Below are 26,222 nucleotides of genomic sequence, written 5' to 3'. Positions count from 1 at the left end.
TCTCAAAACTACGGTTACAAGTTCGGTCAAGAAGAAGAAACCTACAACATCGTTGCGGCTCACGGCTACTTCGGGAGGTTAATCTTCCAATACGCTTCCTTCAACAACAGCCGTTCGCTGCACTTCTTCCTCGCAGCATGGCCTGTAATCGGCATCTGGTTCACCGCCTTGGGTGTAAGCACAATGGCGTTCAACTTGAACGGTTTTAACTTCAACCAGTCAATCATTGATTCTGAAGGTCGCGTCATCAGCACTTGGGCAGATGTGATCAACCGCGCTAACTTGGGTATGGAAGTAATGCACGAGCGCAATGCTCACAACTTCCCTCTGGATTTGGCTGCTGGCGATTCTGCTCCTGTAGCAATAAGCGCTCCTGCTATCAACGGTTAATTATAATCTGAGATACGCTCTTCACGATTCTCTATAAATAAAAGACGCTCTCCCGAAAGGGGGGGCGTTTTTGCATTGGGCTAATTGCTATTACTGGCGTGGCATTGCACACTTTTTTGAAATGCAAAAATGACCTTTATCAATGAGAACTTAGGAAATAATTATCAAAAAGTAAATTTTACAGCTAATAACGGTTCAGAACGGGTAATAATTGCTAGCAGCGCAAATAATTGCCTTAAAGCTCAAATATCAAGGAGAAGCCAAGAATGATTTTACACCGTGGGCGTAGGGTAGTAGCCGCTTTGTTGCTGTCGGTGGTACTACTGACAACAGCCTGTAGTCCAAAAACACCGGGACGTTTTGACCAGGCACAAAAAGAAAGCACTCAACAAAAAAGCGGTCAATCGGTAGCTAAAACCGCAACTCAGGGTAGCGAATTTAATCAACTTTTTCCAAAAGCTGGTGATGGCTACCAACGCGTCTATACCCAAGAGAAAAAAGGCTTTGCGGAAGCGAAGTTGAAGAAAGGCGGTAAAGATATAGCGTTGCTGTCTATTTCTGATACCACTAGCACACCTAGTGCAGCAGCAAAGTTCTCGAAAAGCACTAAAAAAATTGGCGGTTATCCCGCAATAGAAGTTGGTAAAACGCAAACTGCAATTTTGGTTGGTAAGTACCAAGTAAAAGCACTTTCTCGCGATCCGTCATTTACAGCTAGCGATCGCGAAGATTGGCTAGAAAAGTTTAATCTTAATGGTTTGGCTAGACTGAAATGATTTGCACTACTAACATTCAGATAATAAAACCTAAATAAGGAGATTTTTGTGAGCAAATCGATTGTTGAGTTAGTCGATCAATTGCCAACTGGCGGCTTGACTGTTTCTATGTTGAAGTCTCTCGATTTTGTTGCTCCTGGAGAGTGGCAAAATACCGTTGGCTTTGTCAACACTATCAAGAAAGTCACTGGCGAAGACGACGAAGATTTAATTCAGCAAATTGGCGAACGAGCGATTTATCTATTCAATGATAAATCCCAAGGATACCAAACAGCCTTGTGGTTATATCAAACTGTTGATAATACAGATAAAGCCCTTGGTGCAGCAGCTTTAGCTAACAAAGTCGGCGAAAAAATTCCTCTGTTGGGTTTTTTAAACTCTGTTACTCCCAAACCTGATAAAGCCCAAACTATCGATCTGACATTAAAATTAGTGGCTGAGTTAGTAGCCTTCTGTCAAATTAACGGCATTCCCGGAGACAGTATTGGGGATTTTGTCGCCTCTTTAGGAGAGTACAGTGGTGAGTCGCTGATCCGCATGGTGGCATTAGTTTGCGTTGATGGTTTGATACCTTTGGGCCCAGATTTTATCAGCAAAGCGATATCTGGGCTGAATCAAACAAATCCACAGGAGTTAGAACAAAACTCAACTTTCCAAAATATCAAAGATGTGATTCCAGGGAACAATGCCGGCAGTAAACTTAACTTTATCGGTGAAAGCTTTGACTCTGTGAAAGGTTGGATGAGTGGGTTAGTTAGCGCCAATAATTTAACGCCGCAAAAGGTTGTCCACAACTTGCAAAGTTTTACCGATATTGCTGATGACAAGTTGGACTACCTCGCAGCATTCCTAGATGTAGCAACAAATTATTATGAGCATACTGGCACGCAAACTTTAGCACATCGCTTGATTGAACGCGCGGTAGCTGAGATTTAGGTTAATGGGGACTGGGGACTGGGGACTAAAGATTAGGAAGCAAGATTTCCTAATACCCAATACCCAATACCTAATACCCAGTCCCTATTGAGGTAAATGCAAATCTGCTGCGATCGCATACAAGTAAGGTTGAAAAATAGCCAAGTTCTCCAGTTTATCAAACTTACCTGTTTGCGTACCTGTGTCAAATGCAGTAGTCATTATGTAAAGTTTAGTACCATCAAAGGCAACATGACCGATATATTGCTCCTGTACTCCACCTTGTCGCTTAAGTCCGGCGAACCCATAACGGATTCCCTGAAGCTTACCAATGGGTACTGGTTGCGGTGGGTAGGCTGAGAAAATAATCTCTTTTCCATATTCACCCTGGCGATCTTTGGCTAACGCAGCGTAGCGATCTGCAACCCAAGTTTTAAGTACTGGTAATAACTGGGTTTGGTACTTGGGACTTTGGTAGTCTACTAGAGAAGCAGTTGGAATACCAGCTGCTAAGAGTTTCTTTCGGAAATCCTCATTGTTTGCTAATGGGTAAATGTTAATCTCAACTGTACCCAAACGTTTTCCTTTGGAGGAGACACACAACAGGGGTGCATTTCCTTCACAGGGATAAACTTGCCAGTTAGTTGGAGCAGCAGTACTTCCCAGAAGTTTCTGCCAAATATTTTCTTGATTAGAGTTGGGAAGTTTGGCAACGGTAGGAGATCTTACTACATTGGGTGAAGAAAATTGGGGTAAAAAAAATTTGGCTACCACTGGTATTGACACCAGCAAAATAGAACCTAGTAATAAATGATAAAGTCGTAACATTTTTTCAAAATCCAGAGCCAGGGATTGCAGACTAACGATATCTACAATACTTTATCGATCGATACGGTTTACTTAAGGCTAACAAGCTGATGAGTGATATAAAATTTTGGAACTATACACGAATGGCACTAAGAAAAGATAAAGCCTTTGCCAGGACAGGGTGTTGAATGTAGTAAAAAATTAAGAAAAGTAGAAACAAGTACTGACTAAGCCCCGTTGGGGCGGGTTGTAGGGTGTGGGGTGTAGTAGTATAAGCCATTGGTGTCAACTTAACATGAAAGCCAGTCTAGAACAAGCTTTTAGATATTGTCTCGTTGTCTCGTTCTCCTGCTCCGACTGGGAATGCTATCTTAAAGGCTGCGCCTCCCTTGCTGGCGGCAGCAGCCTAATTGAAGTGCATTTCCAGCCCAGAGGCTGGAAACGAGATTTGAAAAGGCTTTCAGCTTAAGTTGACACATTAAGCAATGCTGTACTCCTAGAAATAATTTGTATTGCTTTCAATGGTTCAGGCATTTAATCTTCGTCAAGGGCTGGGAAAGCTTCTTCAAGCTGCCACAACTTATCTTTATTTTCAACGAACCAAATACGAGTTTCTGGAGTTAATTTACTCCAAATGTCTTCAACCGGGATGTGAGGAGATGCATACTGATAATGCTGACCAAGTGATTTGAGATTGTCCGCTACATCACGGGGAATTCCAAATTGTTCCCAGTCAACTATTATATGTCTTCCCGAAACTCCGGCTGTGGGGTCGAAAACCAATTGTGCCGATCTGATTAAATCAGCAAAGTGTTTCGGTTTGAGTTTGGTGATCTCCTGAATTTGGAGTGATTCGTTATGCTCTTGAGACATGATCGCCGCAGTAGTAAAGATTAGTGATTCAGTTGAATTTACTGCCAGAGATTTTTATCCCAATATTTTTACTTTAGCGCAGAGCCATTAACTCGATCGCGACTTAACGACACAAGAAGTTTGAGCAAATCGTTTCAGGTAAACAAATTTACCACACATCTATCAGTACAATGTCTAAATTAGTAATGAAAAGTTTGTAGTAAGCACTTTAGTGCTGAGAAAATAAGGACTAAAGTCTTTACTACGAACTGTTCCTATAGGAATCGGCTTTGATTTGGAGAAATTATTTGCGTAGGGAGGGAATAGGGAAGAAGGAATGAATGTGTACTGAGTTTTTTTCACGCCATCAAATACAAGTCCTATAGTACCTATTTTAGTGACGAGTGTAGGAATGCTCAAAGTGAGTTTTGAGTGTATGAGCCATAACAGAGATGACAATTGCTGCTATGGAAACCGATATTGCTGCGATTTTGATTCTAGAATCATCTGCAAGTATCGCTATAGCAAATAAAGCGATCGCTACTCCAACACAACTTTGTTTTATCCTATTTGTCACTTGATAAGCTCGATTGCAAGAACTACAAATAAGAGTGTGTCGCGAAAATCTGTCTAGCAAAATTGGTTTTGAATTCAACTCGTCATTCTCAACATTTTTAAATGTAGAATAGCCTTGATAAAAAGGCAAAGATGAGCCAAATTTATCTAGCCACTTACGGAACTCAATCACTAATGTGTCAGATGTTTTCAGCGGCAAATATAATTCTTTGAGACTTCTTCCCAAGCGTTCAATTTCTGCTTGTTGTCCCGCAATCAGAGGCAAATCCTGCTCCAATATTTTGTTCGTATTCAAGTGATCGAGCCAGCGCGGCCTCAGCTTGACTCCCCAAGTCATGAAATTACGATAACCTCTAGCTAAAAGACGACATCGCCCTTTACCTAAAGGAATTGAATACAAAGCTAGTCCAAATGTCCAATCTTTTTTTTCAATATAAGCAGTATTCAGTACAAGACTTGGAGCAACAAAATCAATATATTTCCAGGCTTCATTTGATTTGTTAGCTCCCCGCCACCTGCCTTTAACTCCCTGAACCGAATTCTCTAGCACTTCCATTTCTAGCGGTTGGGCATTTTTCCGATTACCACCCCCTCTAGTGCCATTATGGCTAATAGCAACATGAGCAGGATCGATGACATTTTCGACTAGATATGTTTGGTCATAAGGCAGATCCAATATAAAATCTGCACACACAAATCCTGACTTGTCTAAATCTGGCAAAATTGGAATAATTTCATCAACAGCAGTTTCTTTTTCGCCAGCCCATACCCAAATCATGCCTTGGCGTTCCACAACTTTAAAAGATGGCACGCAAGCATTGACTGGAATTTTTGCATCTGTTGGTAATTGGGGAATGTGCAGACATTCACCATCACTGCCAAACTGCCAACCGTGATACAAGCACTCAATTTTGCCGTCAATAATTTGTCCTTCAGAAAGTTTAGCTGTACGATGAGGACAACGATCTGCTAAACAAATCAATTGTCCATCTTTGTCTTTAAACAAAACCAAAGGTTCATCGTACAAGGAAAAGCCATGAGGGCGGTCAGCAGGTAAGTCTTTGACGAAAGTGACGGGATACCAGCATTGCCTCCAGTTAAATTCCTGCTTTTCTTCTAGTTTTTCAAAGGTAGAAGTTGGTGGTGTCGCCTGTAGTGTTTCTGTTTGTAATGACATAGTTTTCTCCAGGTTTCTATTATTTTATACTTTTGGATTAGCAAATATTTAGTCCCAGAGATAGAACATTTCTAGAGTGGAACTTCAAAAAATAGGACTTACGCAAAAAAGCTCTTGAACTCTTATTCCTCTGTGTTCTCTGCGTTCTCTGTGGTTTGATTTTGCGTGACCTGTGCGTAAGTCCTAAAAATAACCATGAGAAAGCATTCAAGCATTTTGAGTCAGTCAAAGGTCGTTTTACTTGCGGAAAACACTAAAATGAGTAAGCAAAAACAGCTTTTGAGTAAGTCAAAGGTCATTTTGAGAAAGCATTTAAGTATTTTGAGCAAGTAAACAGGTATTTTTATAAAGAAATGAGGCTTTTTGATAAAGTAATCAGCAAATATACTTAACGATTAAAAATCGCGTTTGCACAAATGAAGTCGGCAATCAAATAACTTAATAACTTTTCTATGAGTTTCTCTTTCTAGAAGGATTGCCTCAGCTACTCATCTTCGATTAGAACTGTAACAGCAGCGATCGCAATCAACATTTCGTCATTTTTATCGTTGAGTTCGGGAATCGCTCGCCCTTGAACTATCATCCCCCCAGATTCTACGGTGAGGGTTTTTCGCCCAAATGGTAATACAGCGAGTACTTCTTCTTCTCTAACTTGTTCGGGATATGGCACTGCCACCTGAACCTCTATAATCATTTGATTGGGATGATTTAAACCTGCAACTTCCCAAACACCAGGTAATGCATTGTGAGCGATCGCATTACGTACTGCCCTAGATGCTGCTACTGTTGGTTCTTGTCCGTGTTGATCGATTCCCATCCCCATCTCGATAATCAAGCGTTTACGCGCCATTGCTAACTCCGGTAAATCTTCCATCTTGACACTAAAAAAGGCAGAAGTTAGAGAAGCTACTTGGCAAAAGACCTTGCTACTCTACTTACTACATCCTCCTGCTTCTGCCTTACACCATACGTTGCAAGCGACTCAGACGCTCTGAGTAACTTTTCATTACCTGTAGAGCAAACACAGGTGTTTCCTGAACGGCAAAGAGAAACCCTTGTTCATCAAGGAAACCCAGCTTGGTATCCACCTTGGTAATAGCTGCGTAAGTTCTACTTTTTACTCCTACAAGCACCCCTGCACCAAAAATTTCGCCTGTTTCAATAGTTTCTACAATCTTGCCATTGACTAATATATCTACCTGTCCTTCGATAATTCCATACATTTCATCACCAGACTGTCCTTCTTCAAAGATGACTTGGCCTGCTGAAAATACTTTAGGGTCGGGTTGTTTTTGAAATATACTGACTGTGGCTACAGGACTTAGCATTAGAGCAACCCCAAAATTATTGGTTTTTAAGCGAAACTTTTTGATAGTTTTAGGCGAACCAAGAAAAGTATACTACTTTCTGTTGGTTAACTCTCAATCTCCGCAAAATTCCTGATTAGTCCCCTAATCGCCTAAAAACCTCTAAGAAGGTTTTACTAGGCAAAACCGTCCCCCTCTCCGAGTCGGAGCTACGGTGTACACACAAGTCTTCTAGAGTTGCGCTACAGGCTTTTGATCCCCCCAACCCCCTTTAAAAAGGCAGTAAAAAAGCTCTTGAAGTCCCCCAATTTTTCGGGGGATTACGGTTCAAGGTTTGTAACTGTTCTGTGGTCATGTGCTTTTATTTGCATCGTTTATCCGAAGAATTTACTTTATTTACGTTTGGTAATCAGCCAACCCAAAGCGATAAATATCAAGGTAGCAATGATGCTTAAAGTTAACGATGCGTAAAGGGGATGTTTTTGTATCAACGGGAGATTAATTTTATCAATGTGTGTTGTGAATACCCCAGAGGCGATCGCACCACCACCAAAACCTATGCCTAGTACTTGGATAATGTTTTCTAGGGAGCGATCGCTCTCGGCTTGTCCCGTTTCTACTATACCTCGGATAGTATCAACAAATTGTCCAAACAATTCTTTACCTGGAGTCAGATAGTTAATATCTGTTTGTATTTGTTCTTGCCATTTCTTACAGTCTTTATTAATAAAATCTTGCCAGGATTGAGGACTATTTACCCTACCAATAGTTTGAATCTTCTCTAAACAAATTTGGTAATTAGTGATATTAGTAGTAATTGCTGTGTGGTGCGTTTGTAAATCTTGCAAGCATCTGGTGTAATCAAAACTTTTTGTGGGTATTTTTCCCATTAAGCTTTTTAAGTCAGATAATTTTATTTCATTTTGTGATGTCAGGCTGTTAAATTTTTGGATTTTATTTTCTAAATTACTATAAATTGTTCTCGCTTCTCGGTAGCGTTGACGCGCTAGTTGATAAATGTAAAGTATTTTATGGTAGCTACATAGTAAATTTAGCAACCAGTTATATGCTTCTCCTGCAAGTGTTGCTGTTGCAGCTTGACTATTATTATTATTAATGACTATTAAAATATGGCATTGTTTGGCAGGATTATCTGGCTCATCTGGGTCAAGTGCTTGGTATTCAAATAAATGACTACCAAACAGTTCTCCTTGTTGCGATCGTACAGTATTTAAATTTGTGCCAGCTACTAAGGCTATGGCTAATTTTTCAGCTAGCGTATCACAATCTTCAGTTGAATCTACTTCTCCAGAAATCAGTAATGTTTGTCCTAAAGATGCTTGAATATGAGATGGTAGTAGGGAACTTGGTTTAAAATGTTGCAGTTGTGGTATGTCTATGGAAATGTTTGGTGATTCTGGAAACAGAGTTAAATCAACTGCGTAGGTATCGTTAAGCAAGAAAGGCTGGAGGTTAGCATTAATTTTAAAGCCTTCTGTTGTTGGGAGACTACCCAAATCTAAAATTCCCGAATCAGTTAACCATTCTGTTTTTCTTCCTTGTTCGCGCTTCGGGTCGTATATATTATTTTGATAACAAATTAATTTTGAGCGCAAATCTTTCAACCCAACAAAAGTTAGTGAACTTTCACCCACTTTCACCAAATTTTCCCACAAGATATTAGCATCAGCCACAACTTCACCGGGAAGTTCAGTTAGGGTGTTGCGGAGATGAAAAGCATAGAGACTGAGGCTGAAATTCTTCACTATTTTTTGTCGGGTTTAGTGTTTTCAGACAAAGGAGAGTTATTTTTTATGGCGTTATCTATAAGTTCCTTTGATGATTCACTAGGTTGATTGACTGGAGTTTGTGATTTACTATTAGCTATTCCTATGTTTATATCTACATCAATAGGAGATGCAGCAGTGAGTGATTTCAAGTTTTGCTTGTAAGCTTCTAGAAGTTGATTACGGGATTCTGATTGCAACCATTTTTCTAGGATTTCTGATATTTCCTCATCATCTTCTGGTAACTGATTAGGTAGTTGCTGCAATTCATACCAGTCTTGAATAGGAATCAAATTTGATTGAGAGTCAAGGACTTGAATAAAAGCTTGGATGCTATTTTGATAAACTGACATTTTCTAAATTCCTTTACCTATGTTACAAAAAGCAGCCCAATAAAAAGGTGATTCAAAGGGTTTGGCTGAAGCATTTTTATGATGATCGGCAAAGTATTGATTTAGTTGTGCTTGCCAAACTAGACTTAGTGAGCAGTTAATCAGCCAATCTTGAAAGCCTTTGACTGTGGTATCCCTTAACCAACGTTGTGCTGTATTTAAAGCTAATACAATATTACTTTGCTGCTGTAGTTCTTCGTAAAATTTTATCATCAATAAAGCTGTAGCTGTAGCACTGACAGTCCAAAGGCTACTGACTACATTGGTACTACCAGCTAACAAAAATCCACTGGGTAAACCAATATATTCATCACTAGTGCTTGTGAAGTCGGTCAAACCAGTTTCGCAAGCAGAGAGAGTGACTAGGCGACAGTTTTCTAGTTTGAAGTGAGTAATGATATCTGCTAAAGTCAGGTTTCCATCAGCTAACTGTAAACCAGAATCTTGGGGAGAAGCAAAGTTAAAGTATCCATGACAGAAGAAAAAAGCACAGTTAGCTTTCAGCAATTTTTCATGTAGTGTGACATTGGGAAGATTTTCATTAATGCCGAGCAAAATTGCTGACTTGTTAGCTTGGCCTTGCTTCAAAATATTAACATCAGTAAACTGTTTTTTGATGGTTGCAACTGCTCCTAAATCTTTTTCGTAGCCTTGATATAAATCTTCTGTGGGGTTTTGGATGGCAAATAAAGATTGAAAATCAAAACGTTGACGCAGTTGCAGTTGTTGCAGTAGTTGACAACTGGGTGCATAGCCTACGCCATTGGGGAATAAGTCAATTAGGTATGATTCCTTGACGGGTAAAGCGTGGAGAGGAAACAGGTGTAAATAGCGATGAGGAATAAGGATTAATCTGTCGCATTGTTGGGGTATTTGGTCTAATATCTCCTTGAGATGCAGAATTTCTGCTAACTTTTTTAGGCGTTCTTCTAGCTGATTCTGCCATTGGATTTTATCTTTGTCTTCCGGGTTGTAGTAGTCGCGTAGATATTCATTTGTCCAATCGATTAAGGCATCTAAGTCTTGTTGACTAGAATGCCAGATGGCTGGCTTGTTGTCGCTGGTGATAATGAAAGCACGAAAACAATCATTAAAAAGATACCATTGGATGATTGTAGTTTCGTTGTCTAAGAGGTTTTGAATTTCTAAAAAGTGGATGCTGCTACCAACTAAAGGCAACCTTTCTAGGCTTGTTGATGTTGCTTTAATTAACAGTTCTACTAAATTGCGGGTTTTGCTACGTTCAATATATTCTATTGCCTCAGTGTCTCTTGCCAATGCTAGGCAAACTTCCACCATGTATCGATAAAGTTGATTCCATTCTTCTGCTTGTTTACGCTTGGCTTCTTCAGTAGAATCAATTTTAACCCGTAAAGCTTCAACTGTAGCAATGGCAGAAACAAAGGTATTGTAAGCTGAGTCAAATAGTTTTTCGTCTTGGTATAACCTGCCGAGATTTAACAAAGTTTCTGCATTTTTTTGGGGAAAGACGCTGCGGGTTCTAACTTCCAGTGCAGTAGAATAAGCAGCGATTGCCAATTCAATATTCTCGGCTCGTTCTCCTAATATTCTATCAGAGTAAGCAGCCCCCAGATTATTTTGCGTGCTTGCCCAATCAACAGGAAAGGCACTATAGGTTCTAACTTCGAGTGCGGCACTAAAAGCAGCGATCGCCTTTTCAATATTCTCGGCTCGTTCTCCTAATATTCTGTTACGGTAAGCATTACCTAGATTATTTTGTGTGCTTGCCCAATCAACAGGAAAAGCGTTGCGGGTTAACACTTTGAGGGCGGCACTAAAAGCAGCGATCGCCTTTTCAATATTCTCAGATCGTTCTCCTAATATTCTGTTACGGTAAGCACTCCCCAGATTATTTTGTGTGCTTGCCCAATCAACAGGAAAGGCACTGCGGGTTCTAACTTCCAAAGCAGCAGAATAAGCAGCGATTGCCTTTTCAATATTCTCGGCTCGTTCCCCTAATATTCTGTCAGAGTAAGCAGTCCCTAGATTATTTTGTGTGCTTGCCCATTGTTGGGGAAAGGCGTTGCGGGTTCTAACTTCCAGAGCAGCAGAATAAGCAGCGATTGCCTTTTCAATATTCTCGGCTCGTTCTCCTAATATTCTGTCAGAGTAAGCAGTCCCTAGATTATTTTGTGTGCTTGCCCAATCAACAGGAAAGGCACTGCGGGTTCTAACTTTTAGAGCAGCAGAATAAGCCGCGATTGCCTTTTCAATATTCTCAGCTCGTTCTCCTAATATTCTGTCAGAGTAAGCAATCCCCAGATTATTTTGCGTGCTTGCCCATTGTTGAGGAAAGGCGCTACAGGTATATACTTCCAGAGCAGCAGAAAAAGCCGCGATCGCCATTTCAATATTCTCGGCTCGTTCCCCGAATATTCTTTCACCGTAAGCATTCCCTAAATTATTTTGTGTGCTTGCCCATTCTTGAGGAAAGGCGCTGCGGGTTCTAACTTCGAGCGCAGCAGAATAAGCAGCGATCGCACTTTCAATATTATCGGCTCGTTCTCCTAATATTCTCTCACCGTAAGCAGCCCCCAAATTATTTTGCGTCGTTGCCCAATTTTCAGGAAAGGCCCTGCGGGTGTAAACAGTGAGGGCGATTTCGTAGCCAGTAATAGCAATTTCTATGTTGCTGGCTTTTCTACCCAAGGGGAACTGCTGAATCAGATTACTAAAATTACCAATTACTGTGCCAATGTTTGCTGCTGCATCTAGTTCCGCTTCTGCTAGGGTATTTGTTGCCCAGCGACGCAATAATTCAGCAAAAATATGATTGAGTTTATCGGTATTTGCTGCCAGCAATGGATAAATTACTCGAGCATCGCCGTTGCTTTCTGCTGTTGCTTGCAGTATTTCTATTAAAAATTGCCCGTAAGTCTCTATATCTTCTTGAGTAATGGGGGTAGTTTCTGGGGTAGTAAGATATGTTGCTAAGTTTCTCAACCACTCGGCAGTATTTTCCTCTCCCTGCTGGGCGAAATGCTCTGCTGCTGCTGTAACAACCTGCACAAAGTCAGCATCTAGCAATTCTATATTCGCTGCTAATATCTCTGGTTCTTCCCCGCTAGGGCAATCTAGCAGGGTTTGAATTAGCTGATTATAAACCTGTAGACGCTGTTCGTTCATGAGCAGGTGTGAATTAGATGCATCTTGATGAAGCTTCAACAGTATTATCCTCAATTTCTGAAAAATGAGGGGATGAAAAGTTTTAGATCCTCCTTAAAAAGGTTACGGTGTACACGCAGATTATTGAATTACCCCTCCCTAACCCTCCCCTTGTAAACTACGGTGTATACACAAGTTATCGAATCGCTACTAGTCCTCGAATTACCCCACCCTAACCCTCCCCTTGCAAAGGGGAGGGAACTAGATTTTCCGGTTTCCCCCCTTGACAAGGGGGGATTAAGGGGGATAATTCAACTTGTGTATACACCGTAGCCTATAAAAAGGAGGGAATTAGATGTTCTAGTTTCCCCTTTCTAATGTTGATTTGGCGATCGCATTTGCTGATTTGGAGTTCGCAATTGTTGATTTGGGGTTCGCAATTGTTGATTTGGGGTTCGCATTTGCTGATTTGGGGTTCGCATTTGCTGATTTGGGGTTCGCAATTGTTGATTTGGGGTTCGCAATTGTTGATTTGGCGATCGCAATTGTTGATTTGGGGTTCGCAATTGTTGATTTGGGGTTCGCAATTGCTGATTGCACTTAGAGGTTGTTTGAAAAGTGGTTGGCTGTGATTTTAGGCACTAACCGATCCCCCCTAGCCCCCCTTTTTAAGGGGGGAACCGGAATCAAAGTCCCCCTTTTTAAGGGGGATTTAGGGGGATCTATAACGTTTTGTTACCGAGAAGAAAACTTTTCAAACATCCACTTAATCTCAAACAACAAATAGATATAAAAAATAAGTAAAAATACAGACAAACTCGTAATTATTTCGTTGAACTTTTAATGAAATAAATCCACAAAACTACCCATTTCAGGCAAAAGGATACTCCACTATGTTGAAAAAGGAAATCTTAAACAAAAGGATATCTCATGTCTTTAAGAACTCGTGGTTCTGCTGCTGTTGACAAAGCCCAACTTCGTCTCGCCTTGCTTAAATCCGTTGATGAAAATCTGGATTTAGGACATGGATTAACCATTGAAGCCTACAACCACCTCATCATTACTACCCGTGCAACCTTAGAAGCTCATAACACGCTTGTATCCAATCTTGAAGAATCGCGTAAAACAATAATCCAGATGGATAAAACCCTCTCCGAAATGTCTGAACGAATGCTAAGTGGAGTTGCAAGTATCTACGGCAGAAACAGTATAGAGTATTCCAAGGCTGGCGGCTCTAATGGAAAAAGAAATAAAAAATCTAGTTCAAAAGCTGCTCCAATTGTAGCGGTTCTTGCTAGTCAACCTGCTCAAGCTGCAATTGCGAATGCGTCAACTAACGGTAACGGCACAACTCCTGCGCTACAATAATCCACTTTTTGCATAAATCTAGTGCGGTGTCAAGTCTAAATTTGTGCATTAAATATAAGTTGGGTTGACGTAAGGAAACCCAACCTACCTTTAATTGATCTGAATTTTATAGTGGCGATGTCTACGACAGGCTATTCGGCGTCGCCCTTGTGGAATCTTATCTTTTATTTGCAACTTTATTAACGAAAATTCAAGGTAGGGAGAGGTTTATCAAACTCCCGTTCAAAAAGCAAATTTTGGTTTCCATGCCATCTTCTATAATTAATAAAACCTGCACACCTAATTCTAGGCATGAGACTGTGACCGAATCAGGAAGTTACAAAGATACTGTAAACCTACCCAAGACTAATTTTGATATGCGGGCAAACGCCATCAAGCGCGAGCCTGAAATCCAAAAATTTTGGGAAGAAAATAAAATTTACGATCGCCTCTTTGAAAATAACCCCGGCGAATTATTTATACTGCACGATGGGCCTCCCTACGCTAATGGCTCACTCCATATTGGTCATGCCTTAAATAAAATTCTCAAAGATATTATTAACCGCTACCAAATATTACAAGGGCGTAAAGTTCGCTACGTTCCTGGTTGGGATTGTCACGGATTGCCGATTGAGTTAAAAGTTTTGCAGAATATGAAGTCAGCAGAACGGCAAAACTTAACATCTTTACAACTGCGACAAAAAGCGGAAGAATTTGCCTTAGCTACGATAAACGACCAGCGCCAAAATTTTCAACGCTACGGTATTTGGGGTGATTGGAACCACCCTTATCTAACTCTGAAGCCGGCTTATGAAGCAGCTCAAATTGGCGTGTTTGGTCAGATGTTCTTAAAAGGCTATATCTATCGCGGTTTAAAACCGGTTCACTGGAGTCCCAGTTCTCATACCGCTTTGGCTGAAGCTGAGTTGGAATATCCTGAAGGTCACGTTTCCCGTAGTATCTATGCAGCTTTTGCAGTTACAAGTTTGGCGGAAACTGTAAAACCACTGTTGGCACAATATCAGTCAGATTTAGGTGTGGCTATCTGGACGACTACACCTTGGACAATTCCGGGGAATTTGGCTGTGGCGGTAAATGCAGATTTAAATTATGCAGTGGTGGAAGTAGAACCCCACCCCCCAACCCCCTCCCCGCAAGCAGGGAGGGGGAGTGAGGAAGTTTCTTCCCCCTCTCCGTTAACGGAGAGGGGGACTGAGGGGGTGAGGTTCCGCTATCTCATCGTTGCTGCTGATTTAGTGGAACGTTTATCTTCAACCTTGGGAGTTGAGTTAACTGTAAAAGCCACCTTCAAGGGGAATGATTTAGAACATACTACTTATCGTCATCCTCTATATGACCGCGAAAGTCCGATTATCGTCGGCGGTGATTACATCACTACTGAATCGGGTACGGGGTTGGTACATACTGCTCCCGGTCATGGTCAAGAAGACTACATTGTTGGTCAACGCTACGGTTTGCCCATCCTTGCACCAGTGGATGACAATGGCAATTTTACCGAGGAAGCGGGAGAATTTGCGGGGTTGAATGTGTTGGGTGATGGGAATCAAGCGGTAATTGATGCCTTAAGTGCGGCTGGTTCTTTGTTGAAGGAAGAACCATATCCCCACAAGTATCCTTATGATTGGCGAACGAAGAAGCCAACAATTTTCCGCGCCACTGAACAATGGTTTGCTTCCGTGGAAGGATTTCGAGAAGAAGCGCTAGAGGCGATCGCCACGGTAAAATGGATTCCAGCCCAAGGTGAAAATCGGATCACGCCAATGGTAGCGGAACGTTCTGATTGGTGTATTTCGCGTCAACGCGTTTGGGGTGTACCCATTCCCGTTTTCTACGATGAAGCCACGGGAGAACCACTGCTGAATGAAGAAATTATCAACCACGTCCAAGGAATCATCGCTGAAAAAGGTTCCGATGCTTGGTGGGAACTTTCAGTTGAGGAGTTATTACCCGAATCTTATCGTAATAATGGTAAGTCGTACCGCAGAGGTACAGACACAATGGATGTATGGTTTGATTCTGGCTCATCTTGGGCGGCTGTCGTCCAACAGCGTCCAGAATTACGCTATCCTGCTGATATATATTTAGAAGGTTCTGACCAACATCGCGGTTGGTTTCAATCCAGCTTGCTCACCAGCGTAGCAGTAAATGACATTGCGCCTTACAAAACTGTACTAACTCACGGCTTCACTTTGGACGAACAAGGCCGAAAGATGAGTAAGTCAGAAGGAAATGTAATCGATCCAAATACAATCATTGAAGGCGGGAAAAATCAAAAAGTAGAACCGCCATACGGTGCAGATGTTTTGCGATTGTGGGTATCATCGGTTGATTACTCTGGCGATGTCCGCATTGGCAAAAACATCATTAAGCAAATGAATGATGTCAGAGGCAAAATTCGCAATACGGCACGGTTTTTGTTGGGTAGCTTGGATGATTTCGACCCGGAAAAAGATGCAGTTCCTTTTGAGGAATTGCCAGAACTTGACCGTTATATGCTGCACCGCATCACCGAAGTATTTGAGGAAGTTACTCAAGCCTTTGATAATTTCCAATTCTTCCGCTTTTTCCAGACAGTGCAGAATTTTTGCGTGGTGGATTTATCCAACTTTTATTTAGATGTAGCCAAAGATAGATTGTACATTAGTGCAAAAGATGCATTCCGCCGTCGCAGTTGTCAAACGGTGCTGAAAATAGCAATAGATAATTTAGCACGAGCGATCGCACCAGTGTTATCTCACACTGCCGAAGATATCTGGCAATATCTCCCATACAAAACACCTTACAAATCGGTATTTGAAGCCGGTTGGGTGCAGGTTGAAGAAAAATGGCGTAATCCAGAGTTAGCAGAATTTTGGTCAGTGCTGCGACAACTCCGCACCGATGTGAATAAAGTGTTGGAACAAGCCAGGATAGAAAAACTCATTGGTTCTTCCCTAGAAGCGAAAGCTTTGATTCATATACCTAACAAACAATTAGGTGATGCTATCAAAGCCTTTAACCCGGTTAAGGGTAACGGGATTGACGAACTGCGGTATTTATTGCTGACTTCCCAAGTAGAATTATTAGATTCTGCTGAGGGGTTGCAACAATTGAAATATACAGCGCAGACAGAAGACTGGGGAATTGGGGTAACGAATGCAGACGGACAAAAATGCGATCGCTGTTGGAACTACTCTATTCATGTGGGAGAATCAGCAGAACACCCCTTAATTTGCGAACGGTGTGTAGTAGCCTTAGCTGGAGAATTTTAAAAGCAAAAATTCCACAGCACTAGCAAACTACAAATGGCTAAATGCACTGACAGCAATTTTCTTTTACATGAAGTACAAAACTACAGGATTTGAGGCAAAAGACAGAAACAAGGAAGTAGAAACTCTTGATTTTGGATGCGTGAGTCCTGTATTTTGTACCTCATCTACTGGAAACTGCAAGAATATAAAGACAAGCAGTGCTAAGTCTCTATTAGCGTTCTAGATAACCGATATTTAATTTTTGGAAATCTCTTTTTAACATGATGAAGTCCGCATAAGCGGACTTCGTTGTATAGCCTATTCGTACCGAGAGATTACGCAACTGGCACAAAGTTAAATATGTAATTAAATCAAATTGCAGTCAGCGACTAAAAGAATATTTTACGTAATACGTATTCTGGTTATTTCGTATTATGTAGAAGTTTCAAGTGTAATATACTTTCTCAGCAAAAAATTGGGTATTATTACTGAATATTTATCAGTATTTTCACTGTATTATCTTCTCTTAAAGCGATAATGGGGGTCATTATTAAAAAAAAATAAAGGTATGGATTAATACGTGTAATCTGGTTTAAAACATCCATTAACTCAATCAAAATTTAAGAGATAGAGAGATATGTCAAACAAAGTTGCTAAGGAATTGGCTGATTTTCTGGTACAAATAGAACAGCGATCGCAGCTTCATGCAGGCTATCCATATAATTTAAGTTGTGATTACAGTGCGCTCGGCAAATTTTTCAATTTTCTGTTAAATAATGCTGGAGATCCATACATTGAACCAGATTTTGGTCTCCATTCTCGTAAGTTTGAGCAAGAAGTATTATCTTTTTTTGCCCAACTTTATAAAATTCCAGAAAATCAGTTCTGGGGTTATATTACTGCTGGCGGAACTGAAGGTAATTTATATGGAATGTTCTTAGCAAGAGAAATCTATGCCGATGGCATTCTTTACTCATCACAAGACTCTCATTACTCCATACCAAAAGCGGCAAAATTATTTCGCATTCAACACAATGTTGTTAACTCACAAATTAATGGAGAGATGAATTATGAACATTTTGAAAAACTCATTAGCGAAAATCGTAATTATCCTGCGATCGTCAATTTGAATATTGGGACTACTGTCAAAGGCGCAATTGATAACTTAGACAAAGTTCTCGAAATTTTAGAGCGCAATCAAATTAAAGATTACTACATTCATTGTGATGCCGCCCTTTCGGGATTAATATTACCCTTTCTAGATGGCGCTCCACAAGTTAACTTTCAAAAACCCATAGATAGTATAGCTATTTCTGCTAAATTCATTGGTTCGCCCTTACCTTGCGGGGTAGTTTTAACCAAGAAAAAATGGGTAGAAAAAGTTGAAACAGCAATTGAATATATTGGTTCATCAGATACAACCATTCTCGGTTCTAGGAACGGTCATACCCCTCTGATTCTCTGGTATGCAATGAAAACAAGAGGTTATGATGGATTAGCCAAAGAAGCAAAAACTTGTATAGATAATGCTCAATATCTTTTCCAACAACTTAAAATCAGAGAATATCCATGTATGCTCAATAAATTTTCCAATACCGTAGTGTTTCAAAAACCTTCTCAAAAGTTAATTAAAAAGTGGCAGCTAGCGATTTATGAAAATTGGGTACACATCATAGTCATGCAAAATATCGATCGGCACAAAATAGATACTTTTGTTAACGAACTTTTGTTAGAAGAAGGATTAGTTGATAATGTAGAGAATTTCCACCTACAATCAGCGCTACTCTAAAAATAGATTATCAAGTTAAATTAAACGCCCAGTTTGAGAAGATAGTTTTCTAAAAAGAATTTGCTCCCAAGATTTTATCTTTTTAAAAAGTTTTTTCCGCACAAGTTAGCAGCAAGGAGTATTTCTACTTCTGCCCGTTCCATAGGTGGTAAGAAAAAATACCCTTGCCCATAATCACATTCTAAAGCCTTCAATTGTGTTAATTGGTCTACAGTTTCTATGCCTTCTGCTGTTACAGACATATTTAAATTATGGGCTAATGTCACAATCGCTTGAATAATTTCTAAATTTTCTCCTTGACTACCTATACTGCTGACAAAAGAGCGGTCAATTTTAATGGTTTTGATTGGTAGGCGATGTAGATAACTCAAGGATGAATAGCCAGTCCCAAAATCATCCATGTGCATTTCAACATTCAGCGCTGTTAATTGAGAAAGCACAGTGGTAGCTAATTCAAAATTATCCATCAACAAGCTTTCAGTAATTTCCAATTTCAAACAGCATGGCTTTAGTCCAGTTTGCTGCAAAATATGTTTAACCTGTTTAAACACATCGGGTTGTGTGATTTGTTTACCAGAAAAATTTACGCTCATCGTCAAAGGCTGTGAGGTAGGAAATTGTTTATGCCATTTGTGCATTTGGTGACAGGCTTCATAAAGCACCCATTGCCCGATACTCACAATCATTCCAGTTTCCTCAGCCAAGGGAATAAAATCTTGAGGGGAAATAAGTCCTCGTTCTGGATGATACCAACGTATCAGTGCCTCAAATCCAATAATTTTGCCAGTTGTGAGTGAAATAATTGGCTGGTAATTAAGGCGAAATTCTTCTTGCTTTAGCAGCGCATTTCGCAAAGCAGTTTCTAACTCTAAGAGCAACGCTGCACCCTCGTGCATCTTTGGATCGAAAACCTCATAACGTGCCTTACCAAGTGATTTGGCACAATACATTGCCACATCAGCATCGCGTAAAATCTGCGCTGCTTGCTCATAATCTGCTCTACTCAAAGCGATGCCAATACTAACATTGGTAAACACCCGATGCTCATTTAATTGAAATGGCAAAGCTAGCACCTTTTTAATTCGCTCGGCGACCTGTATTGCGGTGTTGATATCCTCAATTTCCTCAATTAAGATTGTGAACTCATCTCCGCCAAAACGAGCTACTATGTCTCCGCCTCGCAGAACTGACTTGAGCCGATGAGAAATTGCAATCAGAAGTTGATTTCCTAGTAGATGTCCAAGGCTGTCATTAACAACTTTAAAGCGATCTAAATCTAAGAATAGTACGGCAAATAAATAATTATTTTGCTGTTTAGACTGTTCTATTGCCTGCTGCACCCGCTCCATAAATAACCGTTGATTAGGTAATCCAGTTAGCCCATCATGAAGACTATTGTGCAGTAATTGTTCTTGTGCTTCTTGACGTTTAACAATGTCTTGTTGAAGTTGTTTATTAACCCTAATAAGTTCAATAGTGCGTTCTAGCACCAACTGCTCAAGTTGATAACGATACTGGATTAATTCTTCTTCTGCTAGCTTCCGCTTAGTGATATCACGGACAATAACAATATACTCCCGTAGCAAAGAATTAAAGGGCTGGGAAATCGTTGATTCAACAATTCGCAAACCTTGGTTAATTTTCAAGCTTTGCTCGCTTCTAGTAGACCATTGCTCCGGTTTGCCGCGATAGCATATTAGAAGTTGATTTAAGTTTCGCCCAAGCAACTGTTGAATACTTGTTTGAAATAATTCTTCAGCAGCGGCATTTGTCTGAGAAATTGTCCCGTCTTCATCTAATACTAAAACAGTATCTGGAACAGTATCGAGAGTAGTGATAAATAGGTTTCTTGCTTGTTTGCGTGCTTCATCAATAGCAATGATTTGTGGTAAGGTTGTCCAACAAGCGATCGCAACCCCTGTAAAAGAAAGCGTCACTAATAAAATCGCTAGAAAGGAATTTTGAGGATGATTAGAAAATCTATCTAAAAAATCGCGAATAACCCAACTGATTGTGGCAGTAATACAAATCAATGATACTAAAACAATGACTTGTAATACTACAAAATCGGGATTATTTCTACTAGGCTTAGTATCGTAACGCTGTATCCACCAATTTGGATGTAATGGCGCAAATCTTAACCGCCTTAGAACTAAATCTCCAATTGTCAAAATAATGGGTAATAATAATCCCACTAAGAAATCTCTCCAGTTCCAAGCTAAACCTCCCACTATTAGAACTACCGCTTCGATCAAGAAAAAACCAAGTGACCACCAAGGCCATAATACGTGTGGTTTACCACGACACATCCATAATCCCAGATGTAGACCCATAATAGACATGAGATAACAGGTGCCTGCTACTGTGACAAGTTGAGATATATTTCCCAAATTTAGACAAAGCAAACTGAGTAGAAAGGTAACTAAAATAGCAGGAACAAGGACACCTTGACGGGAAACTAATGCAAATATAGGAGCAAGCTGTCTGTCTAAGGCAAGCTGATATAATATCCGAGGAGAGTTAGAAACTGCTGTAGCAGAACTTAGAAGGCAAGATATAGTAATCAGAAGTGTTACTAGAAAGGGGGCAGATTCACCCCAAAAAGGTTTAGAAGCCGCTACCAGATTTAAGAACGCATCGTCACCTATTGTTGAATTTGGAGTAGAACACATTAATACCCAAGAACCACCTAGAAACACCGGAGGAATTAACCAAGCAGCTACGGTTAAAAACTTTAAAGTTTTATATGGGTGGCGGCTGTCAGCAACAAAAGAAGAAGTGGTTTCACAAGCATAAATTGAATAGCTAGCTAGAAAAAACCATTTTGCCCATTCTTGAAAGCTCAGGCTATGGGTGCTAGTTGGGAGAAAATTTAAATTAGCAGATGAGAAGGCAAACCATAATACGCCTTGAACACAAAACAATAACAGTAATAAAATCGCTGGGAATACAAAAAATAAATGTAGAAGTGCCAAAGCACGGGTGCCACTGAACGCTAAAACAAATGGAATCGCTGTAAATAAAACTTTTAAGAAAGTTTCTGGACAAGAAATACCTAATGTTTCAAAATTGACTTTAATTAGGTTGGTAAGAATAATCGCATACAGTGCAGGTGCTGCTGCCCAGCTAAAAAAGTATCCTAATGCTACGTAACGGCCTAAGCCAGGAAACTTCTTTAATAGCCTTGTGGTATAGTTTGGTGTTCCTCCGGCAACATCTGACCAATGCCTACCTAGACTTTGTACCTGCAAGTTAAGCAAAAAGGAAATAATCGTGCCAAAAAACCAAACTAAGATAGCTTTCGGCCCTAACGCTGCATGAATGATAGGGGCAGTACCAATCCATCCAACATGACCAGTTAACCCAAAGCCCCAGGTTTCGAGATAACTTAAAGTCCGTGGTAGGCGCATTAGCAAGTGCTGATTGTTCTGTGCCCGTGCAGAATCGTTACTAACCATTGTTTCTTAGTGAGATTTACTGACCTTTTCACTCAATAGCTGAATCTCACCAATTATAGCTTCCGTATAACTGCTGAACTTTAAAAAAGGATAACTTATTTGTTACTGAATTGGGGATTTGAGATTTTAGATTGACCTTATGCCTAAAGAGTTTTCTTGAATAGAGAATTTTCAATTGGTTATTTGAGATTTATTCCATATAGCTTGTTTCTCACTGAGTAAGTATAAATTCTCTTTCTTTAGACTGTTAGAAAAATTGAAAGGTTCAGATTTGTGACCTACTTAATAGACATAGACATCTCCAAAAATATATTATTCATTGCCTGAAACCCTTGTAAAGACGTAGTAATGCTACGTCTTTACATTGATATCTCTAATTTAATAAATCGGAAATCGTGTTGTTCATCAATAATTAACTAGAGCTATAGCTTTTGCAACAACTCCTGAGTTAATTGCAAGAAAGCTTTTGAACCTGCTGATTGGGGAGCAATTAAAACAGCTGGCATAAAACTATCAACAGCCTTGGCAACATTGACATCCACAGGTATTTGTACTTTACAAATTTTTTCGACACCAAAATCTTCGACAACGCGATGCATTACTTGTTTATAGTATCTGCCAGTGAGCAGGTTAGCACTGGACATACTAAATACAATTCCCAACATTTTTATATCTATCTTGGTTTCATGTCCGTGACTATCTTTTAATTGGGCAATCCGTCTTTCTAAGAGTTGAATACCCACAACAGATAATGGTTCTGGTTTTGCAGGAAGTATGTAGAAATCACTGGCAGCTAAAGCGCTACGAGTCAAGAGATTATAGCCAGGGGCGCAATCGAGAAGGATAAAATCATATTCTTGATGTACTGGTTTTAAGATATTATTAATTAAGACCCTTTCAAAGCGATTCCAAATCGTTTCAAAGTCTTGTTCGCCCAAAGCAGTTGCTTGCTGATGCAGCATTTCTGAAACAACAAATTCATCATATAAATCAATGTCTCCCGGCAATAAATCTAGTCCGGGAAGATTACAAACCTGGGATTGAATGATATCTTTAATTGTAAATTTTGCTTGTGGGTCTGGATTGATAACTTCGTCTATCAGATACCTAAATGTCTTACTTTGTTTACGAAGCTTGGCAAAATCTAAAGGCGACATCAAACTGAGTGTGGCGCTAATTTGGCTGTCTAAATCAAGAACCAGCACCCGCTTGCCATGATTTTTAGCTAAACAGGTAGCTAAGTTGACGGTGAGGGTAGTTTTACCAACGCCACCTTTCATATTAGCAGTAGCAATTACATATCCCATTGATTGAGTCCTCTATTGACGCATTCACACTTGTAGTCTGTCAAGAAATAATTTAGAAGTGCGGATCATTTTCTAGTTAACGCTAAAGCACAAACTACGAACCGATTAAATCAAACTTGACAGACTACTAGGTAGCGTACACCTTTGCTGATATCTTAAATCTTCCATTAAACTTAATATTTTTGGAAATTCAAAAGAGTGATTTCAGTAATGTTGACTCGATTGAGGCAGCAATATGTAGTGGATCTTTGCCTAGAATTGAGCTACCAGCCTCCTTTACTCCATAATGACAATCTTGGGCTTAATGCCGTAACAGCTTGCTCTCACAAAGCAAGTATAGAGGTATTGACAAATACAGTAGCCCTAAATCAATTGTGAGAAAATAATAGTGTTGTGAATATCACTAAGTATTGGGTGCAAAATGTGGATGCATTTGCTAATTGAATTGAACGAAGCGGATTGATAATTTCGTGAAATCAAAGGCGCATTTACACACAAACTTATAAGGTAATTAAAATGACTTACGATTCCAAAGATGTAGAACAAATCTTGCAAAAAGCACTCACTCGTAAACAGGAAGGTGAATTTTCACGAGAACAGCTTTTAGAAATGGCATCTGAGTTAGGTATTTCTTCTAATATTTTGGAAGCAACAGAACAAAAGTGGTTGGCTCAACAAGAAGAGGAACGTTCGCGACACACATTTAATACTTTCCGACGCAGAGCCTTTTGGACACACTTTGTTTCTTTCGTAGCGGTGAATTTATTCCTCATTCTTTTAAATTTAATCACTAGTCCTAGTTATTTTTGGGCTATTTTCCCAGTATTAGGATGGGGGTTAGGATTATTTTTTCATTGGTGGAGTGTTTATCAGAGTAAATCAGAGGATGACGAGATCGCTTTTCAGAAATGGCGTACACAAATTTAACTTCTCCTTTAACGATCAATCTCAGATATTTAGCGATCGCTGTTATCCAAATTTGTGCATCCTTCTAAATAAAATCTTCCCATGAACTACTCACATTCACCGCCAGGGGTGAGTGTGAGCTTTGTAATTTATAGGGAATTGCCTGTGACATTGCAAAATATATAAATCTGGGCAACCTTAAACTTGAGGAGTTGTATAATCACGACCTTTGATCCTTATCTTTGTGCTTGCCAATTTGCCAAAATAGAGCTGTAGGCTAGAATAACTACGCTTTAAGAAGCTTGATTGCCTAAACTCAGGAGCAAGGGTCGGCTGGTTAATAAGATAAGAGGAAGGGAGTATGGACAACAACAACAACTGGTTGCAACAGCTAATGATGGTGGGTCTTGGCACAACGTCTATAGTCGCAGAAAAACTGCGGCAAGTCAGCGATGATTTAGTCAAAGACGGTAAGCTCAATCCTGAGCAAGCCAAGGCGGTAATAGATGATATTGCCCAGCAGTTAAAGTCGGAACAGGGAAACTTCGATGTGCAAATGCAACGGCAAATGCGAAACATGATGCAGGATTTGGGGGTGGCTCGTCAGTCAGAAGTGGACGAACTGAGGGGTAGAATTGACCGTTTAGAGCGTCAATTACGAGATTTAGAAAATAAGCTTTGGCGTTAGAATGCCCTTTGTGATTTAAACTAAATGTGTCCTGTTGGTAATCTTTTTGCCAGGATACCTAAGTAAGGAGAACTGATTTTGAAACCAATTTTCCTCAGCGTGGCCTTCATGCTGGTATGTGTTGCGCTTTTGATTGTGGGGCAAGTAAGTAGTAAACAGAATACTGCAATTGCTGCCGAGTTAACCCAAACGCCGCCAGTATCCACAACTGTAACTGAAAACAATATCTTAATTGCGAGTAATACTATGTCTGATGCTAATGCCGTAACCACTCCCTCTGGATTAAAGTATGTGGAGTTAAAAGAGGGAACTGGGGCGACTCCTAAACCGGGACAAACGGTTGAAGTTCACTATGTCGGCACTCTAGAAGATGGTACTAAGTTTGATAGTTCACGCGATCGCGGCCAACCCTTCAGCTTTAAAATCGGTGCTGGACAGGTAATCAAAGGTTGGGATGAAGGACTTAGCACTATGAAAGTAGGCGGTAAGCGTAAGTTAATCATTCCATCTGAATTAGGCTATGGCGCTCGTGGTGCTGGTGGCGTGATTCCACCCAACGCAACTCTAATTTTTGAAGTGGAATTGCTGGGAGTTAAATAGGGACTGGGGACTAGGGATTGGGTACTGGGAACAAGGAGGAGTTATTAACATAAGTTTCTATTCTCTCTGTTCTGAATGCCCAATACCCTATCAGATAAATTAGGTATTTCAAACTACAGATGGGACAGAAGTATAGCTAGAAAAGATGAGAAAAAGTATCTGTAACTTTAATCGGACTGCCGCAACTATACCAACAACCTAAAAGTCAGACTAATACGTCCGAATGTTTCTGGTTGCTTGAAAATTCCATGCTTCCAGTATTGCTGCGTCTTTTGAGACATAAAAAGTAGAGAACCACTTTTGAGTAAGTAACTATGTTCAATGGTTTTGTCTAGTTTATTTTGAAATGTAATTATTCTTTCAGCCCCTAACGAAATAATAGAGATACCAGTATCGTCCATGAGTTCATCAATTGAATCGGAGTGAAATCCCATTGTTGAGTTACCATTTGTGTAATAATTGACTAAACAATTGTTTGGTCGAAACCCAAAGTGTTTTTCAAGCCTATCAATAATAGGAATTAACTCATTCAGCATCGGGCATGAGTCGTAAGAAATGTTTGAGTAATTATATGGTGAACCAAAGCTAGCTGTTTTTCGTGCCTGTATACGCTCATCCCAGTTAATTATGGATATAGCAACCGCCAAGGCGGTTAAGCCGCTGTGTGAAGCACAGCTTCCATCGCATCTCTCAGACAGCCAAATTGAATTATTTGCTTACGAATTCGGCTTTTTAACCATGACCAACATCGCTCAATTTTGTTAAGCTCGG

Annotated in this window: 20 protein-coding genes and 2 pseudogenes; 9 read left to right on the top strand and 13 right to left on the bottom strand. The window is 40.1% G+C overall.

Going from position 1 to position 26,222, the window contains the following annotated elements:
* The 3 genes and pseudogenes from RMY32_RS01815 to RMY32_RS01805 all read left to right on the top strand — a co-directional run.
* A pseudogene (locus RMY32_RS01815) lies at nt 1-390 on the top strand (photosystem II q(b) protein); the annotation flags it as partial.
* Between the two features lie 266 nt (nt 391-656).
* Nucleotides 657-1,166 (top strand): hypothetical protein, encoded by a 510-nt coding sequence (locus RMY32_RS01810; RefSeq protein ID WP_322709558.1) that lies wholly within the window; start codon nt 657-659, stop codon nt 1,164-1,166.
* A gap of 48 nt (nt 1,167-1,214) precedes the next feature.
* Nucleotides 1,215-2,102: a hypothetical protein gene (locus tag RMY32_RS01805; protein WP_322685843.1), complete on the top strand. Its 888-nt coding sequence runs from the start codon at nt 1,215-1,217 to the stop codon at nt 2,100-2,102.
* 84 nt (nt 2,103-2,186) lie between these two features.
* On the opposite strand, the gene RMY32_RS01800 is transcribed toward RMY32_RS01805, so the two are convergent.
* The 9 genes from RMY32_RS01800 to RMY32_RS01760 form a co-directional block, all read right to left on the bottom strand.
* Complete coding sequence (locus tag RMY32_RS01800) at nt 2,187-2,909, bottom strand: hypothetical protein (RefSeq protein WP_322709557.1); 723 nt, start codon at nt 2,907-2,909, stop codon at nt 2,187-2,189.
* Nucleotides 2,910-3,422: 513 nt separating this feature from the next.
* Nucleotides 3,423-3,761 (bottom strand): hypothetical protein, encoded by a 339-nt coding sequence (locus tag RMY32_RS01795; protein WP_322709556.1) that lies wholly within the window; start codon nt 3,759-3,761, stop codon nt 3,423-3,425.
* Between the two features lie 373 nt (nt 3,762-4,134).
* Nucleotides 4,135-5,493 carry a Rieske 2Fe-2S domain-containing protein gene (locus tag RMY32_RS01790; RefSeq protein WP_322709554.1) on the bottom strand — a complete coding sequence of 453 codons (1,359 nt, stop codon included), beginning with the start codon at nt 5,491-5,493 and terminating at the stop codon, nt 4,135-4,137.
* 484 nt (nt 5,494-5,977) lie between these two features.
* Complete coding sequence (locus RMY32_RS01785) at nt 5,978-6,343, bottom strand: Lin0512 family protein (RefSeq protein WP_322685873.1); 366 nt, start codon at nt 6,341-6,343, stop codon at nt 5,978-5,980.
* A 109-nt stretch (nt 6,344-6,452) separates the two neighbouring features.
* On the bottom strand, nt 6,453-6,821 hold the full coding sequence (locus tag RMY32_RS01780) for a cyclic nucleotide-binding domain-containing protein (protein WP_322709553.1): 369 nt from the start codon (nt 6,819-6,821) through the stop codon (nt 6,453-6,455).
* Between the two features lie 371 nt (nt 6,822-7,192).
* Nucleotides 7,193-8,566 carry a hypothetical protein gene (locus RMY32_RS01775; protein ID WP_322709552.1) on the bottom strand — a complete coding sequence of 458 codons (1,374 nt, stop codon included), beginning with the start codon at nt 8,564-8,566 and terminating at the stop codon, nt 7,193-7,195.
* Nucleotides 8,566-8,940, bottom strand: a complete 375-nt coding sequence (locus RMY32_RS01770; RefSeq protein WP_322709551.1) for a hypothetical protein — start codon at nt 8,938-8,940, stop codon at nt 8,566-8,568. The genes RMY32_RS01775 and RMY32_RS01770 overlap by 1 nt, the downstream gene beginning before the upstream one ends.
* 3 nt (nt 8,941-8,943) lie before the next feature.
* The gene (locus tag RMY32_RS01765) at nt 8,944-12,126 is read right to left on the bottom strand and encodes a CHAT domain-containing tetratricopeptide repeat protein (protein ID WP_322709550.1); all 3,183 of its coding nucleotides are present in this window, start codon (nt 12,124-12,126) and stop codon (nt 8,944-8,946) included.
* Between the two features lie 353 nt (nt 12,127-12,479).
* On the bottom strand, nt 12,480-12,692 hold the full coding sequence (locus tag RMY32_RS01760) for a hypothetical protein (RefSeq protein ID WP_322709548.1): 213 nt from the start codon (nt 12,690-12,692) through the stop codon (nt 12,480-12,482).
* 343 nt (nt 12,693-13,035) lie between these two features.
* Here RMY32_RS01760 and RMY32_RS01755 point away from each other — a divergent pair, with 343 nt between their 5' ends.
* From RMY32_RS01755 to RMY32_RS01745, 3 genes are all read left to right on the top strand, one after another.
* Nucleotides 13,036-13,473 (top strand): hypothetical protein, encoded by a 438-nt coding sequence (locus RMY32_RS01755; protein WP_322709547.1) that lies wholly within the window; start codon nt 13,036-13,038, stop codon nt 13,471-13,473.
* 299 nt (nt 13,474-13,772) lie between these two features.
* The gene (gene ileS / locus RMY32_RS01750) at nt 13,773-16,724 is read left to right on the top strand and encodes an isoleucine--tRNA ligase (protein WP_322709559.1); all 2,952 of its coding nucleotides are present in this window, start codon (nt 13,773-13,775) and stop codon (nt 16,722-16,724) included.
* Between the two features lie 616 nt (nt 16,725-17,340).
* A complete protein-coding gene (locus RMY32_RS01745; RefSeq protein ID WP_322709546.1) occupies nt 17,341-18,492 on the top strand; it encodes a histidine decarboxylase in 1,152 nt (383 codons plus the stop codon).
* 74 nt (nt 18,493-18,566) lie between these two features.
* Here the strand turns inward: RMY32_RS01745 and RMY32_RS01740 are convergent, their stop codons facing one another.
* Both RMY32_RS01740 and RMY32_RS01735 read right to left on the bottom strand, forming a co-directional pair.
* The gene (locus RMY32_RS01740; protein ID WP_322709544.1) at nt 18,567-21,950 is read right to left on the bottom strand and encodes an amino acid permease; all 3,384 of its coding nucleotides are present in this window, start codon (nt 21,948-21,950) and stop codon (nt 18,567-18,569) included.
* A 422-nt stretch (nt 21,951-22,372) separates the two neighbouring features.
* On the bottom strand, nt 22,373-23,257 hold the full coding sequence (locus RMY32_RS01735; RefSeq protein WP_322709543.1) for a ParA family protein: 885 nt from the start codon (nt 23,255-23,257) through the stop codon (nt 22,373-22,375).
* A 516-nt stretch (nt 23,258-23,773) separates the two neighbouring features.
* Here RMY32_RS01735 and RMY32_RS01730 point away from each other — a divergent pair.
* The 3 genes from RMY32_RS01730 (at nt 23,774) to RMY32_RS01720 (ending at nt 25,451) form a co-directional block, all read left to right on the top strand.
* Nucleotides 23,774-24,184, top strand: coding sequence for a 2TM domain-containing protein (locus tag RMY32_RS01730; protein WP_322709541.1), 411 nt, complete (start codon nt 23,774-23,776; stop codon nt 24,182-24,184).
* A gap of 340 nt (nt 24,185-24,524) precedes the next feature.
* Complete coding sequence (locus tag RMY32_RS01725; protein ID WP_190941652.1) at nt 24,525-24,851, top strand: phasin family protein; 327 nt, start codon at nt 24,525-24,527, stop codon at nt 24,849-24,851.
* 78 nt (nt 24,852-24,929) lie between these two features.
* A complete protein-coding gene (locus tag RMY32_RS01720; RefSeq protein ID WP_322694426.1) occupies nt 24,930-25,451 on the top strand; it encodes an FKBP-type peptidyl-prolyl cis-trans isomerase in 522 nt (173 codons plus the stop codon).
* Between the two features lie 185 nt (nt 25,452-25,636).
* Here RMY32_RS01720 and RMY32_RS01715 read toward each other — a convergent pair whose 3' ends face one another.
* Both RMY32_RS01715 and RMY32_RS01710 read right to left on the bottom strand, forming a co-directional pair.
* On the bottom strand, nt 25,637-26,098 hold the full coding sequence (locus RMY32_RS01715) for an alpha-ketoglutarate-dependent dioxygenase AlkB (RefSeq protein WP_322709540.1): 462 nt from the start codon (nt 26,096-26,098) through the stop codon (nt 25,637-25,639).
* A gap of 5 nt (nt 26,099-26,103) precedes the next feature.
* Nucleotides 26,104-26,222: pseudogene (locus RMY32_RS01710) on the bottom strand (IS630 family transposase); the annotation flags it as partial.

The organism is Nostoc sp. ChiSLP03a (assembly GCF_034531215.2).
GTDB lineage: Bacteria > Cyanobacteriota > Cyanobacteriia > Cyanobacteriales > Nostocaceae > Nostoc.
This window is presented reverse-complemented; position numbering and strand designations above follow the sequence as displayed.

Excerpts from the sequence above, each read along its gene's own strand:
- RMY32_RS01765 (WP_322709550.1), bottom strand. The coding sequence starts at position 12,126 with ATGAACGAACAGCGTCTACAGGTTTATAATCAGCTAATTCAAACCCTG.
- RMY32_RS01745 (WP_322709546.1), top strand. The coding sequence starts at position 17,341 with ATGTCAAACAAAGTTGCTAAGGAATTGGCTGATTTTCTGGTACAAATA.
- RMY32_RS01735 (WP_322709543.1), bottom strand. The coding sequence starts at position 23,257 with ATGGGATATGTAATTGCTACTGCTAATATGAAAGGTGGCGTTGGTAAA.
- RMY32_RS01770 (WP_322709551.1), bottom strand. The coding sequence starts at position 8,940 with ATGTCAGTTTATCAAAATAGCATCCAAGCTTTTATTCAAGTCCTTGAC.
- RMY32_RS01785 (WP_322685873.1), bottom strand. The coding sequence starts at position 6,343 with ATGGCGCGTAAACGCTTGATTATCGAGATGGGGATGGGAATCGATCAA.
- RMY32_RS01790 (WP_322709554.1), bottom strand. The coding sequence starts at position 5,493 with ATGTCATTACAAACAGAAACACTACAGGCGACACCACCAACTTCTACC.
- RMY32_RS01740 (WP_322709544.1), bottom strand. The coding sequence starts at position 21,950 with ATGGTTAGTAACGATTCTGCACGGGCACAGAACAATCAGCACTTGCTA.
- RMY32_RS01730 (WP_322709541.1), top strand. The coding sequence starts at position 23,774 with ATGACTTACGATTCCAAAGATGTAGAACAAATCTTGCAAAAAGCACTC.
- RMY32_RS01755 (WP_322709547.1), top strand. The coding sequence starts at position 13,036 with ATGTCTTTAAGAACTCGTGGTTCTGCTGCTGTTGACAAAGCCCAACTT.
- RMY32_RS01780 (WP_322709553.1), bottom strand. The coding sequence starts at position 6,821 with ATGCTAAGTCCTGTAGCCACAGTCAGTATATTTCAAAAACAACCCGAC.
- RMY32_RS01795 (WP_322709556.1), bottom strand. The coding sequence starts at position 3,761 with ATGTCTCAAGAGCATAACGAATCACTCCAAATTCAGGAGATCACCAAA.
- RMY32_RS01725 (WP_190941652.1), top strand. The coding sequence starts at position 24,525 with ATGGACAACAACAACAACTGGTTGCAACAGCTAATGATGGTGGGTCTT.
- RMY32_RS01810 (WP_322709558.1), top strand. The coding sequence starts at position 657 with ATGATTTTACACCGTGGGCGTAGGGTAGTAGCCGCTTTGTTGCTGTCG.
- RMY32_RS01800 (WP_322709557.1), bottom strand. The coding sequence starts at position 2,909 with ATGTTACGACTTTATCATTTATTACTAGGTTCTATTTTGCTGGTGTCA.